This window comes from Desulfopila aestuarii DSM 18488 (genome assembly GCF_900143695.1).
Classification (GTDB): Bacteria; Desulfobacterota; Desulfobulbia; order Desulfobulbales; family Desulfocapsaceae; genus Desulfopila; species Desulfopila aestuarii.
On record NZ_FRFE01000025.1, the window covers coordinates 17,610 to 36,699 of the forward strand.

Annotated in this window: 16 protein-coding genes; 9 read left to right on the forward strand and 7 right to left on the reverse strand. The window is 48.7% G+C overall.

The genetic code is table 11. From position 1 onward, the window contains the following. Positions 1 to 59: 59 nt before the first annotated feature. The 3 genes from glnD to BUF15_RS19720 form a co-directional block, all read right to left on the reverse strand. The gene (gene glnD / locus BUF15_RS19710) at positions 60 to 2,642 is read right to left on the reverse strand and encodes a [protein-PII] uridylyltransferase (protein ID WP_073615436.1); all 2,583 of its coding nucleotides are present in this window, start codon (positions 2,640 to 2,642) and stop codon (positions 60 to 62) included. A 3-nt stretch (positions 2,643 to 2,645) separates the two neighbouring features. Then, positions 2,646 to 2,984: a P-II family nitrogen regulator gene (locus tag BUF15_RS19715; RefSeq protein ID WP_073615437.1), complete on the reverse strand. Its 339-nt coding sequence runs from the start codon at positions 2,982 to 2,984 to the stop codon at positions 2,646 to 2,648. Positions 2,985 to 3,346: 362 nt separating this feature from the next. Continuing rightward, on the reverse strand, positions 3,347 to 4,567 hold the full coding sequence (locus tag BUF15_RS19720) for an ammonium transporter (protein ID WP_073615438.1): 1,221 nt from the start codon (positions 4,565 to 4,567) through the stop codon (positions 3,347 to 3,349). 441 nt (positions 4,568 to 5,008) lie between these two features. On the opposite strand from BUF15_RS19720, the gene mtnA reads away from it, so the two are divergent. The 4 genes from mtnA to rfbD all read left to right on the forward strand — a co-directional run bounded on the left by mtnA (position 5,009) and on the right by rfbD (position 8,467). Then, a complete protein-coding gene (mtnA, locus tag BUF15_RS19725; RefSeq protein WP_073615439.1) occupies positions 5,009 to 6,112 on the forward strand; it encodes an S-methyl-5-thioribose-1-phosphate isomerase in 1,104 nt (367 codons plus the stop codon). Positions 6,113 to 6,146: 34 nt separating this feature from the next. Continuing rightward, complete coding sequence (locus BUF15_RS19730; protein WP_073615440.1) at positions 6,147 to 6,497, forward strand: PilZ domain-containing protein; 351 nt, start codon at positions 6,147 to 6,149, stop codon at positions 6,495 to 6,497. Between the two features lie 207 nt (positions 6,498 to 6,704). Next, the gene (gene rfbA / locus BUF15_RS19735; RefSeq protein WP_073615441.1) at positions 6,705 to 7,589 is read left to right on the forward strand and encodes a glucose-1-phosphate thymidylyltransferase RfbA; all 885 of its coding nucleotides are present in this window, start codon (positions 6,705 to 6,707) and stop codon (positions 7,587 to 7,589) included. Continuing rightward, the gene (rfbD, locus tag BUF15_RS19740) at positions 7,586 to 8,467 is read left to right on the forward strand and encodes a dTDP-4-dehydrorhamnose reductase (protein ID WP_073615442.1); all 882 of its coding nucleotides are present in this window, start codon (positions 7,586 to 7,588) and stop codon (positions 8,465 to 8,467) included. Before rfbA ends, rfbD begins: the two co-directional genes overlap by 4 nt. Before the next feature lie 5 nt (positions 8,468 to 8,472). On the opposite strand, the gene BUF15_RS19745 is transcribed toward rfbD, so the two are convergent. The 3 genes from BUF15_RS19745 to BUF15_RS19755 form a co-directional block, all read right to left on the reverse strand. Continuing rightward, positions 8,473 to 8,850: a PilZ domain-containing protein gene (locus BUF15_RS19745; RefSeq protein WP_073615443.1), complete on the reverse strand. Its 378-nt coding sequence runs from the start codon at positions 8,848 to 8,850 to the stop codon at positions 8,473 to 8,475. Positions 8,851 to 9,034: 184 nt separating this feature from the next. Next, a complete protein-coding gene (locus tag BUF15_RS19750) occupies positions 9,035 to 9,799 on the reverse strand; it encodes a UPF0280 family protein (protein WP_084554244.1) in 765 nt (254 codons plus the stop codon). A 78-nt stretch (positions 9,800 to 9,877) separates the two neighbouring features. Next, entirely contained in the window at positions 9,878 to 10,513 is a 636-nt protein-coding gene (locus BUF15_RS19755; protein ID WP_073615444.1) for a CvpA family protein, read from the reverse strand. Between the two features lie 224 nt (positions 10,514 to 10,737). Between BUF15_RS19755 and BUF15_RS19760 the strand changes: the two genes are divergently transcribed. From BUF15_RS19760 to BUF15_RS19770, 3 genes are all read left to right on the forward strand, one after another. Next, entirely contained in the window at positions 10,738 to 11,445 is a 708-nt protein-coding gene (locus tag BUF15_RS19760; RefSeq protein WP_159441335.1) for a 4'-phosphopantetheinyl transferase family protein, read from the forward strand. Beyond that, positions 11,438 to 12,268 carry a bifunctional DNA-formamidopyrimidine glycosylase/DNA-(apurinic or apyrimidinic site) lyase gene (gene mutM / locus BUF15_RS19765; RefSeq protein ID WP_073615446.1) on the forward strand — a complete coding sequence of 277 codons (831 nt, stop codon included), beginning with the start codon at positions 11,438 to 11,440 and terminating at the stop codon, positions 12,266 to 12,268. Before BUF15_RS19760 ends, mutM begins: the two co-directional genes overlap by 8 nt. A 385-nt stretch (positions 12,269 to 12,653) precedes the next feature. Continuing rightward, complete coding sequence (locus BUF15_RS19770) at positions 12,654 to 13,223, forward strand: PEP-CTERM sorting domain-containing protein (protein ID WP_084554246.1); 570 nt, start codon at positions 12,654 to 12,656, stop codon at positions 13,221 to 13,223. Between the two features lie 528 nt (positions 13,224 to 13,751). On the opposite strand, the gene BUF15_RS26880 is transcribed toward BUF15_RS19770, so the two are convergent. Then, positions 13,752 to 13,982, reverse strand: a complete 231-nt coding sequence (locus BUF15_RS26880) for a hypothetical protein (protein ID WP_143170793.1) — start codon at positions 13,980 to 13,982, stop codon at positions 13,752 to 13,754. Positions 13,983 to 14,361: 379 nt separating this feature from the next. Between BUF15_RS26880 and BUF15_RS19775 the strand changes: the two genes are divergently transcribed. Together BUF15_RS19775 and BUF15_RS19780 are read left to right on the forward strand one after the other, a co-directional pair. After that, entirely contained in the window at positions 14,362 to 15,183 is an 822-nt protein-coding gene (locus BUF15_RS19775; RefSeq protein ID WP_073615448.1) for a cyclic di-GMP-binding domain-containing protein, MshE-related, read from the forward strand. A gap of 119 nt (positions 15,184 to 15,302) precedes the next feature. Further along, on the forward strand, positions 15,303 to 19,052 hold the full coding sequence (locus BUF15_RS19780) for a PKD domain-containing protein (protein ID WP_073615449.1): 3,750 nt from the start codon (positions 15,303 to 15,305) through the stop codon (positions 19,050 to 19,052). Positions 19,053 to 19,090 lie beyond the last annotated feature (38 nt).

The following is a 19,090-nucleotide window of genomic DNA, read 5'->3' on the forward strand; positions in this document are numbered from 1 at the left end:
ACAAATGTTATTTTTCAAACAAAGAAACTCCACCTCCGAGAAAGAAGTGGAGTCTTTTCTTACCTTTCCGAACGCCCCAGGGAATAGAGCAGCCCCTGGGTTATTTCTTTCCTGAAGTCACTGTCGACAATTTTCCGCCCGTGGGTGTCGAGCACATAGAACACATCAATAAGCTGCTCAACCTCGGTGGCGATTAATGCCTTATGGATATTCATGCCAAAGTCGGCAAGAGTCTGGGTGATATGATAGAGCAGACCAGGCTGGTCTGTGGCGTGAATCTCAATAACAGAATAGACGTCTGAGCTGTCATTATCAATGATGACGGTCGGCTCCACCTTGCCAAGCAGTTCAGACCTGCGCCCATAAGAGGAGCTCAGCTTCTGATACAGCCTGTGGCCAAGGCCGAGACGATGGGCGAGGGCTCGATCAAGATCGCCATTGACCGCCTGCCAATCCTTTTCATGAAACTGCAGGCCATCGGTAGGGCGCACCTCGAGGATGTCGACCACCGTCCCATCGTTCCAGGTGAAGATTTGCGCCCGAACCACGTTCAGGTTGTGCAAGGTCATCACCCCGCAGATCTTCGCAAGCAGCCCCGGACGATCGGAGGACATTACCAGTACCGACCAGCTGTCCTCACGCTCTCGAACCTTGACCAGCGATTTCTGCCTCAGGAGCCTGTAAGAATCACGGTGAATACATACGTGTTCGCTCACCGTCTCAGGGGCAAAAGTCAGGATATAATCGGTTGGCAGCTCGTCAAGACTGACCCGCAGCCCCTGCTCGTCTTTCAACAGCTCGGCTATCTGGTCACGCAGCCAGTCAGCATTCTGCTCAACATGACTGTCAAGACCAATCCCTCGCGCCGTCCCAGCAGCCTCCAGGGAAGACCTAACCTTGAAAAAGAGTTCCAGCATGAGCGCCGCCTTCCAGTCGCTCCAGGCGGAAGGCCCAGTCGCCCTGGAGTCCGCCACACTCATGAGATAGAGCATAGCAAGACGACTCACGTCGCCGATCGTCTCGGCACAGCGCTGGATAAAGGCAACATCGTTCAGGTCACGGCGAAGAGCGTTTTCCGGCACATAGAGATGGTAGCGGATAAGAAAGGCGAGAGTCTCAACCTCTTCCTCGGAAAAACACATGCGACGGGCAATTTCCGCCGCCACCCCTGCGCCTTCTTCTGAGTGGTCTCGCCCGGAACCCTTACCGATATCATGGAGCAGGGTCGCCAAAAAGAGCATCTGGGGCTCGGGCACCAGCTCAAAGATGTGAGGCTCATCCTTAATTACCCGATGCAGCTCAGCCATAGCCTGAAGCGAATGGCGGTCAACAGTATAGATATGATAGATATCGTGCTGAGCCAGCGTCTCGATTTTGCCAAATTCTGGAATATAGGCAGAGAGCAGACCCGTCTCGAGCATAACCTCCAGCACCCCAAAAATATCTACCGCATGCTCAAGGATACCAAGCAACACTTTGGACATGCGCGGCGAGGTCCGCATCTTATCGTCAACCAGGCCGAGCGATGACGATATCAGCTTTCTCGTCCTATGATGCAGGGGCACCCCATTTCTGGCAGAGGCAAGAAACGCCCGCATGAGGAGCTGCGGCTTTGCCGCTATCTGTTGTGGCAAGGCTGTCAAATGGACCCGGTTGCGGCGAATCTCCACGCCTTTCTCGACCTCGCGGTCCGAGACAGTGATGGCCCCTTTGCGTACGAGCCCCAGCACCTCATCAACGTGATCGAAGAACAGGTCAGTTGCTACAGCAATATTTTCCATATGCGCATAGGTGTCGCGCATAAACTGCTCAACCCCCAGCACGCCGTTTTTCAACTTATAGCCTAATGATTCGGCAACTTCTTCCTGCAGTTCAAAATGGAGCTGGTCGTTCTTTCGACGACTGAAATAGTGCAGCCTGTTGCGAAGCTGAACGAGCGAGTCCCAGGATTTCAAGAAATCCTCACGCTCTTCATGGATCATCAAGCCGGCATCGCCAAAGTCATCGAGACTGCGCAGCCCGAAAACCACCTGGGCAACCCAGAACATCGACTGGATGTCCCTCATGCCGCCCTTGCCTTCTTTGATATGCGGTTCCAGTAAAAAGCTATGACTGCCGAAACGGACCCTGCGTCGCTGCCGGTGCTCCCGCATCTCTTCAACAAATTCGTCGCGCCGCCCACTAATGAGCTTTTTCCGGTAGGCACCATCAAGCTCATCAAAGAGCGATTGTGACCCGTGAATCAACCGGGCATCCAGCATCGCGACGCGGAAAAAGAAATCCTCCTCAGCCTGTTGCAACGAGCGGGCCACGGTACGGACGCCATGACCTACCTCAAGCCCGGTATCCCATAGCGGGTAGAGGATAGCATCGACAACTGTACCCACTCGATCTTCGAAATCCTGATGATAGAGAATCATCAGGTCGATGTCGGAAAATGGAAACAGCTCCCTTCGCCCATATCCGCCAAGAGCCAGCAGCGCCACCTGCCCCACTGCATCCCCAAGATCGGCACTCTCAAACGACTCTATAATAAACTCATCGACCAATCGACTGTGATGCCACAACAGTTCCTTGCCGACCAGACCCTGCTCCCAGAGCTTCTCAAGCGCAGCCCTATCCGCGCGCAGCTGCACACTCATCAATTACACCGCATCCTGCCCTTCTTCACCGGTACGGACCCGGATCACTCTTTCAACCGGGATGACGAAGATTTTGCCGTCACCGATCTTATTAGTATTGGCGGCATTACGAATTTTTTCCACCACTGTTTCAACCTGGTCAACAGGAACCACCACCTCAACCTTCACCTTGGGTATAAAGTCAACGACATACTCCGCCCCGCGGTAGATCTCGGTGTGTCCTTTCTGGCGGCCGTAGCCTTTTACCTCAGAGATCGTCATCCCCTTGATACCAATCTCATTGAGCGCCTCTTTCACATCATCGAGCTTAAACGGCTTGATGATCGCTTCAATCTTTCTCATATCGTTCCCCTATCGCGTTGCGGTTTCGCCTTGTATCCAAAAACCGATGGTTGATGTTGACCATGAAGATGTTCGCCTCTAAACCTGCGACGACTTCCCTACACGTTACGCCTTTCACCCAAGCTCATATACAGTACAACAGCGAGGCTCTCTGGCAAATCTTTCAAGGGCGAGCGACCCGATCTTCGCCTCGTTCACCCCAAAGATACAACATACTATCCTACAACTCCACCAATCTCAACAAGTTGAAAGATACCCATGCGAAATCAATTGAGTCTTGTGCAAAATGAGGATTTTCGTTCAGAATTTTGAGCATAACAAAGAGTCTGGACGAAAAGGCAATTGCGCAAGAGACTCAACCATCAATTATTATAGGCAGTCTCGGAATGTTCGCTCGAATCCATGCCCTGAACCTCTGCTTCCTCATCAAGCCGAAGACCGAGCGCAGCATGAATAACTTTAAACAATACCCAGCTGACCACAAACGCATACACCCCAACCACCAGAATGCCGACAACCTGCTTTACCAGTTGCGCTCCGCTACCGTACAGAAGCCCGTCAGGCCCTGCCGGATTGACCGCAGACGAAGCAAAGATGCCAAGGCAAAGCGTACCAATCAGGCCGCCGACACCATGAATACCGACCACGTCAAGAGAGTCGTCCAGCTTCAGTTTTCCTTTGGAATTCACAGCTATAAAACAGACCACACCACCGATAAAACCAATAAGAATGGCAGCATTCGGGCCAACAAAACCTGCCGTAGGTGTAATAGTAGCCAGGCCTGCGATTGCGCCTGACGCAGCACCAAGTGTCGTCGCCCTTTTCTGGGTGAACCACTCCATGACAACCCACATGAACATGCCGGCCATGCCGGCCAGATGGGTTGCGACAAAAGCGGTTGCCGCTATACCATCGGCAGCAAGAGCCGAACCGCCGTTAAAACCGAACCAGCCAAACCACAAAAGACCGGTCCCCATCATCGTCATCGGCAAATTATGCGGCATAAAGCTGGTGCGGCCATACCCCTTTCTATTGCCAATAACAAGTACACCGGCTAGCGCCGCCGCTCCACAGGTCAAATGAACAACCAGGCCGCCGGCAAAATCGAGAACGCCATAGGCTCCGAGCCAGCCGCCCTTGCCCCAGATCCAGTGACAAACGGGGTTATAGACCAGCACAGACCACAGCACAGAAAAAAGTAGAAACGGTACGAACCTGACACGCTCAGCAAAGGCACCAGTGATGAGCGCGGGGGTGATCACCGCAAACATGCATTGATAGATCATAAAAACAATCTGCGGAATAGTGGTCGCATAATCAGCGCTCGGCTCAGCGGTGACACCATTTAGCGCAAACCACGACAGATCACCAACAATCCCTCCGACATCCGGCCCAAACGACATCGAGTATCCGATATACACCCATTCGATCGAAATGAGCGCTATGAGAAACAGACTCTGCATAATAGTACCAAGCACATTCTTGCCACGTACCATTCCACCATAAAACAACGCCAAGCCAGGCGTCATTAACATTACCAACCCAGCTGCCGCCAGAATAAACGCAGTATCCGCACTATTCATCTTCCCCCTCCACAAGAGTTTTTCAACGCCGGGCTCGCTTACTATCCCAAGCACCCAGACACCTATATTACGTTTTTGTAAACTTTATCTCTTTTAACATGGAGACAGTAACATAAATGAATCTCTTTTCAATATGGTTTTTTGATCAATACCAACATCGAAAACATACGGATCTACCTTTTTTAATTTATTTATCAAACCATTAGAGGCTAAATACCACCACTTCAAAAACCAACAATTACATTTTTGTACACTTTCATGTTTTACAAACATGCCACACAATCCCGTCACAAAAAACGAGGCCAAGCTGACCAAAGCGCTATCACCATCAAACATAGTAGAGATCGAGTTTTACTTTTTCGACCCGTCACAGTATGCTGACAACCACAACTATCCCTCTAAATACATCACACGATACTTCCTTTTACTCAGACCCTTATAATGAAAGTCAACGGCACCCAATACCGCACCATCTGGCCAGAAACCAACTCACCGGAAATAATTAATATTATCGACCAACGCCAGCTTCCTTTTGCGTTTGTCATCGAACAGCTCACCACCGTAAGCCAGGTAGTGGACGCTATACGAGACATGCATGTCCGGGGAGCCGGGCTGATTGGTGCCACCGCCGGATTCGGCATGCACATCGCCGCATGCTGCGCTCCAGATAACCGGTTTATGGAGCACATGCAGAACGCTGCCAAGGCGCTTGGAGAAAGTCGACCTACCGCCCGAAACCTGAAATGGGCGATCGAACGGGTAATGAAAGAAGTTTCGACACAAACAAGCGTCAGCGACAAACGTCGCGCAGCCTTTTCTACAGCCTGTGCAATAGCTGATGAAGATGCGGAATTTTGTAAAAAAATTGGAGAGCACGGCAGGAAGCTGATCGAGGAAATCAGCAGGAGAAAGAACGGGCAACCGGTAAACATCCTGACCCACTGCAACGCAGGCTGGTTGGCTTTTGTCGATTACGGCAGCGCCACCGCACCCATCTATGGCGCCCGTGACGCCGGCATCCCGCTGCACGTATGGGTCGACGAAACCCGTCCCTGGAATCAGGGTGCAAAACTCACTGCCTGGGAGTTACAGCAGGAAGGAATCGACAATACCCTCATAACAGACAATGCCGGCGGCCACCTGATGCAGATTGGCATGGTGGATCTGGTTATCGTCGGTACCGACAGAACCACCCGGACTGGCGACGTAGCTAACAAAATCGGCACGTACCTCAAAGCCCTTGCCGCGCGAGATAACAATATCCCCTTTTACGTTGCACTCCCCTCTTCAACTTTCGACTGGAACCTTGACAATGGGCAGGAAATTCCGATAGAAATAAGATCAGGGGGTGAAATAACAGAGGTCACCGGAACAGACGCATCAGGCTCGCTACAGACTGTTACCCTCGCCGCGCCTGGCACGCGTGCTGCAAACTACAGCTTCGATATCACTCCGGCCCGACTCGTCACCGGACTCATTACCGAACGTGGCATAACAGCAGCAACCCCGGCGGCGATAGCGCAACTTTTTCCTGAATATACATAACTTCAGTTCTTCCATATCACGACGGAGCAAGCAAATGCATGATAAGAGAAAGTACATCCGCCACGATGCCATCCACCTGCTTGATTATCTCCTCCTTGATCAAGGCAATGAAGACACAGGCAGGTATTCAATGGGCCGCACCCTTGACGTCAGCAACAACGGACTCAAGCTTGAAACCGCTCAACCCTTTCCGCAAGGCGCACGACTCAAAATCACCCTCGGCCTGGCCAATGAGTTACTCAGCCTCGCCGGCACCGTAATCTACTGCCGTGCGAAAAAGGGAAACTACATATCCGGCATCACCTTTGAGAGCCCAATGAACAGTAATAAAAACATTCACGACATCTACATGAAAGCTTTCCATAGGAGACGTATGCTACATTAACCTCTCAGGAGGTTACCGCCTTGCAGAACCGGAAACTTTTCCGTCGGAAGCACCTCACCTTGAAACCCATCCAACGGTATAAGCACCGCTTTTTCCTATTTGATATTTGCACGTTATTGGCTATACTGTTGGATTACCTTTTCGGGCATTGAAAAACAATCGCCCACACTTAAGGCCCACCATTCACTATCCACACCATAGAGCAACATGAAAGGCATAATCCTGGCCGGCGGTTCCGGCACCAGACTCTATCCACTCACTAGGGCCGTCAGCAAACAGCTACTCCCAGTGTATGACAAACCAATGATCTACTATCCACTTTCGGTGCTGATGCTTGCCGGAATCCGGGACATCCTGATCATTTCCACTCCCCACGACCTACCAGGTTTCCAGGAACTCTTTGGCGATGGCTCCCATCTTGGTTTGAAGATCAGCTACGCCGCTCAACCCCGACCCGAAGGACTCGCCCAGGCCTTTCTGATCGGCAAAAAGTTTATCGGCAACGATTCAGTCTGTCTCATTCTTGGTGACAACATTTTCTTTGGCCCAGGATTTTCAAGTATCGTCAAGAAAGCGGCCACACTTACCGAAGGAGGCCTGATCTTTGGCTACCTTGTGAGAGACCCAGAACGCTACGGTGTTGTCGAATTTGACAAGGACAACCAGGTTGTCGGCATTGAAGAAAAACCGACAAAACCAAAGTCCAGATACGCAGTCCCCGGTTTGTATTTTTATGATAATGAGGTGGTTACGATAGCCGAAAATATTAGACCATCGGCCCGAGGCGAGTTGGAGATAACCGACATCAACAATGAGTATCTACGGCGCAAGAAACTTTCTGTTCAACCGCTGGGCCGAGGCTTCTGCTGGCTTGACACCGGCACCCACGAATCGCTGATGCAGGCCTCGAGCTATGTACAGACGGTCCAGGATAGACAGGGTTTAAAAATTGCTTGCATAGAAGAAATCGCCTTCCAACTCGGCTACATCAATCTCGATCAACTGAAAGAACTGGCCGGTGACATGTTAAAAAACCAGTATGGCAACTATATTGTTGACTGCGTATCAGAATACAGAGGAAATAATTCATGAAAATTGCCATCATTGGCTGCCGAGGCCAGCTCGGAACAGACTGCAGCAACATTCTTGGAAACGCACATGATCTCACCTGCTGCGATATTCCGCAGATTGATATTGGCGACCAGGAAAGTGTTGACGCGCTTGTCAAAGAAATACGCCCTGATGTCATTATCAATTGCGCTGCCTATACCGCCGTGGATGCGTGCGAAAAAGAGACAAAACTCTGCCAGCGCATAAACGCCGAAGGACCAAAACATCTGGCACAGGCTGCCACCAGGCACAATTGCCGCCTTATCCATATTTCAACCGATTACGTCTTTGATGGAAAACGGCTACCACCGGAAGGATACACCGAGAAAGACCACACCAATCCGCTATCCGAATATGGCAGGACCAAATTGGCCGGCGAAGAGGCCGTATTGGACTATGCAAAAAACCACGTTATCTTGCGAACCGCCTGGCTCTATTCAGCATATGGGAACAATTTTCTTAAGACGATGTTGCGACTCGCCCTTCAGGATCCGAAACGACCGATCAAAGTCGTGAACGATCAGTACGGCTCCCTCACCTGGTCACATACCCTGGCGTTGCAAATTGAGAAACTGCTTGATGATAAAATCCATGGCATAGTGCACGCCACTTCAGAGGGGCACTCCACCTGGTTCGAAGGTGCCTGCTATTTTCTGGACGCAATGAACGTGCCCCACAATCTCCAGCCATGCTCCACAGCAGAATATCCAACGCCAGCCGTGAGACCCGCGAACTCAATTCTACATAATTCCAGGCTTAATCATGCAGGCCTATCTACTTTTGGCGGTTGGCAGAAAGAGATTGAAACATTTGTCAAAATGTACGGAGAAAAACTACTCAACGAACAGCTCAAGAGCTGAAACGTTCACACCGGATCATTAAAACTGAAATCCTCAATGAGGCACGTGATATACTTCTCGATATCCGGGGTTAAATCATAAATCTGAAACCCTGTTATATAAAAGTCGGGATTGTCATCTTGCTTGCACCAGCGACTGGTGGCCTGAATGATGATTTCGTCCTTATCGACAATCTCGGCGGGAAGCCGCATCCGCAACCGGTAGTTTTCGTTCACAGGCACCGGATTATCACTAATTAGCATCAACCCCTGCGATGAGATATCGACAATGTGTCCGATAACCTTACTCCCCACGCCGTCAAATACCCGAAGGTAAAAGACCAGGTGCCTGCGCTCAACTCTGCGTAAATCACTGCCTCGTCCACTTCCTTGCTGCCCGCTCATCCCTCACTTCCTCCCTTACAGCCTTCTGATCCAGCAAAAAGTCATCTAAGCCACACGGATGTACTCTGGAATAAGATTGATAAACGAGGTGCAGCATCTAAGGTGGCGACTTGGCAGTACATATGGTACAGCAAATCGCCACTTCAGATCTGCAACTACGTAGATCGAGCTTTTTACGAGTCCATCACAGCTTGACAAGTTCAATATCTCCCACAGCCCCCATGATCTCGTTACAGATCACCACAACCCCGCGAATGGCCGGAAATCTCCCGGCACACTCAAGCGCACGGCTTACACCCTCTTTACCGCCTCGCCCTCTGCCCACCTCGTTACCCAATCTGGTCGCAACGGCATCGGCAACCGAAGTCGAGTCCGCTACGACTGTCACAGAATCAGCATCGCCAAAACTCAAGGAATGCCCGATCGTCCCGGAAGAGGTGCAGACACCGCAAGGCATCTTATCACTGCCAAGACGGATACCCACATTATAACTCAGGGGTGACTGCCCGGCAAAGATAGAAACCGTACAATCTTTATGTCGATGAAGGAATATATCACCACCGTTCTCGACAATTATTTCTCTTGCGCCTTCGGCCACTAACCCCATCCCCACATAACGCGCCACGGCACCGGCAACCGCTGCCATCGGTCCGACGCCTGCATCAATGCCAGCCTGCAACATCTCGCGAATAATTGGCGGAGCAACGTGTATCAGTGGTAATGGCTCAAGACTAGACAGAAAAAGTGGATTCTTGGCGATATGTGTTTCAAGCTGCAGCCGGTATCGAACAACTAACTCCTGAGCCACCTTCTCGACATCCCGGTCCGCAAAGATGTGCAGATCAGTCTCATCTACGCACACCCGTGTCGCTACAAGACCATCCCCGGAAACCACATGCCGATAATCACGCGTCACATACGATTCGGGTTTTCTCGGGCGAATCCCCATTCTCCGACCTTCCCTTCCCAATTGACACCTCAACTACAACTATATGACGAACAGACAGCCAAGTGCAAGACATGCGCTTCACTTTTCCTTTTTGGCCTTATCATCTGTGTTTTTGGGAGATTCACTCGAACCACCACCTCCAAGAATAGTAGACGAGATAGGCGCAAGGGCGTCCTTTACAGCATCAAGTGAAATAGCAGGCTCACGCTGCTTGAAAGCCTTACGCACGTCCTCACTCTTTATGAACTGACGAGTCACCTCCACCGCTTCATCGAGCGGTTTACAGGTTTGACATGTGCGGATCAATTTACTCTCCGGCGGCAATATTACCCCAAGCAGCATATGCAGCAGCACGACAACAATGAGCGCCTTGGCACAGCCGAGCACACCACCGAGAATCCGTTCGAACCAGCCTACTATTGAAATCTGCACGGCATGGGCAAGGAATTTGCCCACCAACGTAATGACAATAAACGTAGCAATAAACATCAATCCATAACTTGCCAGAAAGACCACTTCAGGGTTATCCGAGAGTTCTCGCAAAAAAGGAAAGATTTTGTCATGATACTGGCCAGCGGCAATATAGCCAAGGTACAAGGCCACCAGCCCGGTGATCTGCCGCAAAAAACCGAGCCAGATCCCGCGCCCGATGAGAATGGCAAACAAGCTGATGACGACTATATCATATACTGTGATGCTTCCACCGCCATCCATGGTTATCCTCTATTTACTAATTGGTATTAAATTACAAAGAGTGCGGAACCTCTTGCACAATCAGACCATTTGCAAATGTATTAGTTACTAGGACACTATGAAATTGCAAGTCTTTTTTCAAACCTTAGCATCAGCCTAATTCTTCAATGTTTATAAACATTTTTCCCAAAATCCTCCTTGGCATGATAAAGCGGACGTTTCCTCGCCACCGTGTGCAGCCGGTCATGCTAACCATAATCTCCCCACAGAAGTATCTGCATCAGGCAGGCCTCACACCAATAGAACGCCAGGTGCTCAACGACAAAGAAATTGCCACGGCGGAAAGTTTTTCTCTTGAAAAACGACAGAACGAATGGCTCACCACACGAGTCTGTGCAAAAATGGCCGCCCTGCAATACCATGCAACCATTACCGGCAGCCCAATTTCTTTATCTCCACGGGAAATTTATATCTCAAACAACCAAACAGGACGGCCAGAACTTGACGGAACACTTACCCAGGAATTGCAAAGTACTGATCTCTCAATTTCCCACGGAGCCGGCTTTGGCCTAGCACTCATTGCCGATTCACGGTGCGGCATCGATATTCAGGAACCGAGAGACTCAATCATCAGAGTTCGTGACAAGTTCTGCACTCCCGAGGAAGAGGAATTGCTACATCACACCTTGGGAGAATTGCCTGAACGTCATTATCTGACATTGCTCTGGACAGCAAAAGAGGCAGGCAAAAAAGCTCTGAGTCACATGCGGATGCCGGGGTTTGGCGAGCTGATCCTGACCGATCTTGAACCGCATACTGGTGGCTGGGCCATTCATTTCCTTGTCAGCACGCGCCAGTTCCAAGGCTACCCAGCGACGCTCACCGTCGCGGCCGAACTGTACGATGGATACAGTATCTCCATTTGCCTTTCCGGAGAACTAATCAATGCCTGAATTACCGGAAGTTGAAACCATCTGCAGAGGAATTCGCCCGCACATTATCGATAGGGCCATTGAAAAAATCAGCTATAGCGGCAAGAAATTGCGAATCGCAGTCCCGATTGATGAAATACGAGATACGCTCATTGGCAGGAGAATCACGGGAGTACGTAGACGAGCGAAATTTATTCTCGTTGAGATGGAAGATAAGAGCCTCCTGGCCATCCATCTTGGCATGACCGGCAACCTTGGCATCTTCTCCCCAGAGAGAAAAATTGCCAAACATTGCCACCTGCAATTCCTATTAAGCGATGGCATGGAGTTGCGCTACGCAGATGCGAGACGCTTTGGCTCAATCCAAGCGCTGAGTAGCGAAGAAGCAAGAGAAATTGAAAATTCGCTTTTCCGGACAACCGGACCAGAACCGTTCAGCGATGAATTTACTGCAGACTACCTTTTCCAGATTTCTCGAGGAAGAAACGTTCCGGTGAAAAGCTTTATCATGACCAACCAGGTTGTGGCTGGGGTAGGGAATATATACGCCAACGAGAGCCTCTTTCAAGCCGGTATCGATCCTAACCGGAGTGCATCCAGCATCACCTTTGAACATTGCGCAATGCTTATCACACGCATCCGAGAAGTCTTAAGTAATGCCATTGCTTGTGGCGGTTCGACCATCAGCGATTATGTCAATGCCAACCAGGAAGGTGGGTATTTCCAGATAAACTTTCAGGTTTATGGCAGAGGTGGAGAAATTTGCAAAAGTTGCAATTCGACGATCGTCAAAGTACAAATTAGGGGGAGAACAAGTTATTACTGCCCAAAATGTCAGAGATGAACAACTGAATAGCAAAGAAAAACTCAAACAATAGATGCGTCACCTTTTCCTTTTCAACTACAACAAGCCACCTCCTGTCCACAAAAGTCCGCAAACAGGAACACATTATCCGTGTTTTCGGAATGCCGGAATGTCATGCCACCTCGGTTACTGCTATCACATTCAGCAATCATCCAGCACTAATCATAATCAGTGAAACATTAAACACCTAAAAAGTTAATACTTTTAGATATCTAAACCACAAGGCTAATACTCTAAAGCCTTCCGATACATAACAGACTCTCTTCAATTCACATCTGGCATAACCTATGCATATGAAGTGTTCACATATCGCAGATTCGACCTGGAATCTGGAAGAAATTCTAAAAATATATGGGAGGGAAATATGAAAAAGACAATTTTAAAAGGATTAGCGTTTGCTTGTACGGCGACATTGCTGCTTGCTGGTACTTCATTTGCTTTACCAATAGAAGGTGGTCTTGGAATGATTGGTACGTGGGCACCGACCGGGGGAACTTCCGTAGCTGACGCTACTGGTATTGATTTTGGACCATGGTACGTAGGTTATTTTGATGATAACACTTTTTTTGTAAACTCTGGAGATGGAAGTTTTTCAACACTCATTGGACAGGTGGGAACAATCAACAATTTCACTTTTGATCCAGTAGATGCAGATACCCCTTTTGAACTCTGGACTATCGGTGGATTTGCATTCGAAATGACGTCACTTGAAGTCACTACTCATTCGAATGTTGCAATTGTCATCGAAGGCCAGGGTGACATGTCCTCAGCATCTTTTGACACTACACCAGGAACTTGGATATTTTCGGCCAATGCAGCCGGGACCCAATTTAATTGGTCAGCAAGCACAGTTCCCGAACCTGCAACCATGCTCCTGTTCGGCACAGGCTTGGTTGGACTTGCCGGAATTGGTGCTCGCAGAAAGAAAGACTAAAAAGTTCATCCTACTCAGATCAGCGCATATGAAAAGTCACAACATCTGATCTGTTTCTTAAAGGAGTAACCCTTGAAGGCCATGATCATGAAAAATGATCATGGCCTTTGTTTTGCCATACAAAAAAGTAAAGGGGCCGAATCCCTTTTCTAATCCCACGAAGAACTGTCTTAGTCCTGTCGAAAAGCATAGCCAGCCCCAAAGCTGTTGAGATGTTCTTAGCATAGTCAAGATAGCACTCGACCTTCCACGGAACATCCTACCTCACTCAATGCCCAGTGGGACCCCATACCTTTGCCAAACCGGTCACACGTGGCTTTAACTCCCTATCGAATATCATTACAGGCTACAACCCTTCACCATCTCCCCCCTGCTCACCTGACCGTGGCCCAGCCAGGGACATTTTCGCCGTCAACACTTTCCTGAGCTGTGGCAGCTCTGCAATCGAAGTTTAAGGACACTTCGAATCACCCGTGCTATATCTTTTTGAATCTTCCCTTCCCAACGCGTCTTGTGTAGCCTCTCACCTCACTTTTTAACAACAGCTCTCATCTCCCTGTTTATTCCAGTTAATTCTGATACATCAAACTCAACACAACAAGCATCCAATTTACCTGAACCATTAACAAGCCCTTTTGACTGACAGAAAATTACGCCATCATCCTTGATTAGGTCGTAAAAAAATGCGATCATTAAACCAGATATTATTGTGACAAAGCATCCTCCATCCTTCGGCACACGATTTGCAAGCATTGCCATTCAGAGAGCAATAAATGCGCCATGAAATTACGAGACTGCCAAATGGAAACGCCATGAACCAGATGAGCCAAGTGCAGCAAGATGTGCAGATGCACGCCACAAATTCATTCAAACGACATTGATCGAAAAATGGGCAAGCGAACCGAAAGATCGATTGACGATAATTGTCACCTAAAGACAAAGAGCGCAAAACTTGTCCCTCCTATAGAATCATTTCATTACGCTGATCAGTTTTTTTTAAAGATCGTCAACTCAACACATCGACACATTGAATTACCAAGAAGACCAGTGATCCTTGCAACTTCTGTTAAGTTTTCAAAGACATTTTACGCCGGAAAACCATCCAACATACCATCCTCTTCTGACCGGAGGCTCCACAATGACAAATAAACCAATGCTTGGCGAACTGCTCGTTAGCAACAACATCGTTTCAAAAGAGGTCATCAACCAAGCCTTGAAGCTCCAAGTTGGCGGAAATCGCCGGCTTGGAAGCATTCTGGTGCGAATGAAGGTTATCACCGATGATCAGCTTGCAGAAACACTGGCAAGTCAACTTGGCATCGCCATAACCGATCTTCAGCAAAGCTTCTCACCTGAGGTGAAAAAAATACTCCCCCGCTACCTCTGCAACATGTACGGCGTTTTACCGTTAAAGTTCAAACCGAATAACGTTCTCCAATTGGCAATGACCAATCCTTCCGATAACGAGGCAATCAACGACCTTGAAAATTATACAGGAAGGGTTGTGGAACCATGCCTCGCCCGCCATTCAGACATTGACCGCCAGATCCCACTCTGCATCCCCCTTAGCCTGAAAGATTTCTTTTCACCAAAGGTCAATACTATGGCCAACAGGGTAGTGGCAACAATAGCCCTGATGTGCGTTATCGGGCTCGGCATCTACACCTTCGACTATATTCAAAAAGTGCGTCAGGGAACAATATCGGTCACAGCGGATTACACATTGTACCATCATCACGACCTCACATTCGCTGTCGCAAAGAAAGGAGGTTATTCGCTCCAGGGCCATGCAGCATTTGCTGACGGTCTCTACAAAGCAGAATTTTCTGACCTGAAAAACATCGAAGCCTTTATTCAAAAACGAGAAAAGGATTTTTCAGGCGTACAGAAAGACTGGTTAAAATGGGTATTGCAACAGGCTGGCAAAGGACAATCAAAGCAACTTGTCGCACAGAAATAGCGTCAAACTAAACGACATTTGCCAAAGCAGGAAAATTAGTTGCCCGGGGCAGCCTCATATCCACTTTCGTCTGGTAGCCAGCAATACAAGCCTGCAAGAACTCTTCCTTACGTGTATCTATGGACTCACCTAAAATACAAAGCAAAGTGTTCAATATAGCCATTACGCTTTTCATTATTGCGATGGCACTCTGTTCGCTTCCACCGTTAGTTTTTGCCGGCCAACTTCGAGTTCTTGAAGTAAACATCTCTTTTGATATTTCAGCTCTGACAAACAGTACATTATCCGGTTACAATCTCTATGAAGATTCTGTCCTGGTTTGCGAGACAAACGACCCGGTCGCAACAACACTGTCGTGTGGTTTCGTTACCGAAAACGGCACACATTCCTATGCACTTACAGCACGATATTCAGACGGAACAGAAAGCCCAAAATCCGAGCCATTTCAATTTACCATTAGTGACCCTGAACAACTTCGCACCCTGGAGATCGCTTTAACGTTCGAATCCTCTTCAATATCCGATAGCACTCAAGTTGGCTACAGACTTTATGAAGATTCCCAAATGGTTTGCGAAACAAGCGATCCAGGAGCAACCACCATCTCCTGTAGCTTTGCAACGACTGACGGCACCCATTCATATCAACTCGCGGCATATTTTGCCGATGGCACTGAAAGCCAGAAATCGCCGCCTTTCGAATTTAGTATTGGGGAAACAAACCAGCTCAACTCAATTTCTTTGGCGATCCCCAGCAATATCGAAATATTAGATCAAAAAACCCTGGTGGGGTACGTACTCTTTATAGATTCCGCACTTATCTGCCAAACCACGGATCCAGCCGCCACCTCTATTTCCTGCCTGTCTGACATTACCGATGGTATCCATACTTACGAAGTCTCTGCATATTATACTGACGGCACTGTGGGGCAGACATCCCCACCCATTCAGTTTACTATGGGCGAAACGACCATTGGCGACATTAGCCAATTGCGCACCCTGGAAATTGCCCTCACTTTTGATGCTGCCGCAATAACTGATACCAGCCTCGCAGGTTACAGGCTCTTTGAAGACTCCCAAATGGTTTGCGAAACAAGTGATCCAGGAGCAACCACCATCTCCTGTAGCTTTGCAACGACTGACGGCACTCATTCATATCAACTCGCGGCATATTTTGCCGATGGTACTGAAAGCCCGAAATCGCCGCCTTTCGAATTTAGTATTGGGGAAACAAACCAGCTCAACTCTATTGATTTGGCTATCCCTAGCGAGATCGAAATAATAGATGGAAAAACACTGGCAGGATATAAGCTTTTCATAGACTCTTCATTTGTCTGCCAAACCACGGACCCAGCCGCCACCTCTATTTCTTGCCTGTCTGACATTACCGATGGTATCCATACTTACGAAGTCTCTGCATATTATACTGACGGCACTGTGGGGCAGACATCCCCACCCATTCAGTTCACTATTGGCGAAACGATCATTGGCGACACTAGCCAATTGCGCACCCTGGAAATTGCCCTCACTTTCGATGCTGCCGCAATAACTGATACCAGCCTCGCAGGTTACAGGCTCTTTGAAGACTCCCAGATGGTTTGCGAAACAAATGATCCAGGGGCAACTACCATCTCCTGTAGCTTTGCAACGACTGACGGTACCCATTCATATCAACTTGCGGCATACTATGTTGATGGCACTGAAAGCCCGAAATCGCCGCCTTTTGAATTTAGTATTGGGGAAACAAACCAGCTCAACTCTATTGAGTTGGCTATCCCCAGCGATATCGAAATAATAGATGGAAAAACCCTGGCGGGATACAAGCTTTTCATAGACTCTTCATTTGTCTGCCAAACCACTACCCCTACGGCTACGACTATCTCCTGTCTTTCTGCCATTACTGATGGTACCCATATCTACCAAGTATCTGCCTATTATACTGACGGCACTGAAGGCCAGACATCATCGGCCATCCAGTTCACCATTGGTGAAACGAGCAAATTAAGGTCCCTCGATATCGCCCTTTCTTTTGACCCGACTGCTGCTCCTGAGAAAACTCTGGCAGGCTACAAACTTTTTGAAGATTCCCTGCAGGTGTGCATTACCAGCGATCCGACAGCAACATCGATAACATGTCAATTCATAACCGCAAACGGCACTCACACCTACGAGCTGGCTGCACATTATACTGATGGCACCGACAGCCTAAAATCACCACCTTTCGAGTTTACCATCAGCGACAGCCCGTCTCCCACAGGAGATACAACCGAAAACTTAGTTGCAAACATTGCCGCCACCCCGATCTCGGGAACAGCCCCGCTTACAGTCTCATTCAATGCAGCAAATTCAACAGGCAACATCATCACATACAGTTGGGATTTTGGTGATGGTGATACCGGGACAGGAACAACCCCAACACACACGTATTCTATCCCCGGCACCTATACCGCAAGTATCCTCGTGCATGACACCACCGGCAATGTAGAAACAACCTCAACGATTATACAGGTCAATGAGGTTATCAGCCAGTCAGTACCACCAGCAGCAACCATTACCTCATCGGTGGCTGCAGGCGAAGCTCCACTTGCCGTTACGTTTGATGGGTCTGCCTCTACCGCCATCAATTCTACCATAGTCAGCTATGAGTGGGATTTCGGAGATGGTAGCACAGGTTCTGGAGACATAACATCGCATGTCTATACTGCCGCAGGAACATATAGTGCCGCGCTTCTTGTGACAGACAGCCAAGGTTTAACCGACAATGAAAGTACACCGATTGTAGTTACACCGACAACCATTATCAACCAGCCCCCCAGTGCATCATTCACTGCTTCACCATCCCAAGGCGCCTCACCGTTGACCGCAATTTTTGATGCATCATCTTCACAAGATCCTGATGGAACTATTACAAGTTATAGCTGGAATTTCGGTGACGGCACCACAGGATCCGGAAAATCAGTTCAGCACATATACACCAACGCTGCAACCTACACAGCCACACTCCAGGTCACTGACGATGGCGGAGCAAGCAGCCCATTGGCAAGCAAAAGTATCCTTGTAGAAGAAGCGCAACCTACAATCATTCTGAATTATGAAATAGGTGAACTCAACATCACAAACGATTGGGTAAGAGTGATTTTTGAAAACAGTTTCACAAATCCTGCTGTTTTTATCAGCCCTCCGACAAATAATGACAAGGATGCAACGGTAACAAGGGTTCGAAATCTCGATAAGACCGGTTTCGAAATACGACTGCAGGAATGGGACTACCTGGATGGCAAGCATCTTCAGGAAACAGTGAGCTTCATAGCCCTCGAGCAAGGCCAGGCTACCTTACCAGATGGTACCGCAATAGAAATTGGCAGCTTTAATGGCACCACCAGAAAACAGACAATCAGCTTCAGGGCACCATTCACAACACCGCCTGTGGTATTGACGACAATAGTATCTGAAAATGAGACGGATGCCGTGACCGGACGGATAAACGTTGTCACAAAAGATACCTTTTCCTACCTGCTACAGGAACAGGAATCGAAAAGAAGCAAACACGTTGCAGAATCTGTTTCTTACCTCGCCTGGAGCACAGGCTCAGGCTCGGTGGACAACATTTACTTCTCTGCTCAATTGCCGACGACACCTGTGACTGATAAATTGACAAGCATTACATTCCTCGATTCTTTTAATGACACCCCTTTCCTTTTCATTGAAGCACAGACAATGAATAGCAGTGATACCGGCGCACTGAGAATTCAGGACCTCAGCACCACGAAAGTAGATCTTTTCTTCCAGGAAGAACAAGCCGCAGACAGTGAAACAAATCATTCAGAAGAATCAGTTGGTTTTATTACAATTTTACCAACAACGATACCATAAGGGGCAACACGACATCCGTAACTCTGCAAGCTCATCAA

What these genes read in the sequence shown, in the direction of transcription:
- glnD (WP_073615436.1), bottom strand. Translation starts at nt 2,642, where the DNA reads ATGAGTGTGCAGCTGCGCGCGGATAGGGCTGCGCTTGAGAAGCTCTGG.
- BUF15_RS19715 (WP_073615437.1), bottom strand. Translation starts at nt 2,984, where the DNA reads ATGAGAAAGATTGAAGCGATCATCAAGCCGTTTAAGCTCGATGATGTG.
- BUF15_RS19720 (WP_073615438.1), bottom strand. Translation starts at nt 4,567, where the DNA reads ATGAATAGTGCGGATACTGCGTTTATTCTGGCGGCAGCTGGGTTGGTA.
- mtnA (WP_073615439.1), top strand. Translation starts at nt 5,009, where the DNA reads ATGAAAGTCAACGGCACCCAATACCGCACCATCTGGCCAGAAACCAAC.
- BUF15_RS19730 (WP_073615440.1), top strand. Translation starts at nt 6,147, where the DNA reads ATGCATGATAAGAGAAAGTACATCCGCCACGATGCCATCCACCTGCTT.
- rfbA (WP_073615441.1), top strand. Translation starts at nt 6,705, where the DNA reads ATGAAAGGCATAATCCTGGCCGGCGGTTCCGGCACCAGACTCTATCCA.
- rfbD (WP_073615442.1), top strand. Translation starts at nt 7,586, where the DNA reads ATGAAAATTGCCATCATTGGCTGCCGAGGCCAGCTCGGAACAGACTGC.
- BUF15_RS19745 (WP_073615443.1), bottom strand. Translation starts at nt 8,850, where the DNA reads ATGAGCGGGCAGCAAGGAAGTGGACGAGGCAGTGATTTACGCAGAGTT.
- BUF15_RS19750 (WP_084554244.1), bottom strand. Translation starts at nt 9,799, where the DNA reads ATGGGGATTCGCCCGAGAAAACCCGAATCGTATGTGACGCGTGATTAT.
- BUF15_RS19755 (WP_073615444.1), bottom strand. Translation starts at nt 10,513, where the DNA reads ATGGATGGCGGTGGAAGCATCACAGTATATGATATAGTCGTCATCAGC.
- BUF15_RS19760 (WP_159441335.1), top strand. Translation starts at nt 10,738, where the DNA reads ATGCTAACCATAATCTCCCCACAGAAGTATCTGCATCAGGCAGGCCTC.
- mutM (WP_073615446.1), top strand. Translation starts at nt 11,438, where the DNA reads ATGCCTGAATTACCGGAAGTTGAAACCATCTGCAGAGGAATTCGCCCG.
- BUF15_RS19770 (WP_084554246.1), top strand. Translation starts at nt 12,654, where the DNA reads ATGAAAAAGACAATTTTAAAAGGATTAGCGTTTGCTTGTACGGCGACA.
- BUF15_RS26880 (WP_143170793.1), bottom strand. Translation starts at nt 13,982, where the DNA reads ATGGCAATGCTTGCAAATCGTGTGCCGAAGGATGGAGGATGCTTTGTC.
- BUF15_RS19775 (WP_073615448.1), top strand. Translation starts at nt 14,362, where the DNA reads ATGACAAATAAACCAATGCTTGGCGAACTGCTCGTTAGCAACAACATC.
- BUF15_RS19780 (WP_073615449.1), top strand. Translation starts at nt 15,303, where the DNA reads ATGGACTCACCTAAAATACAAAGCAAAGTGTTCAATATAGCCATTACG.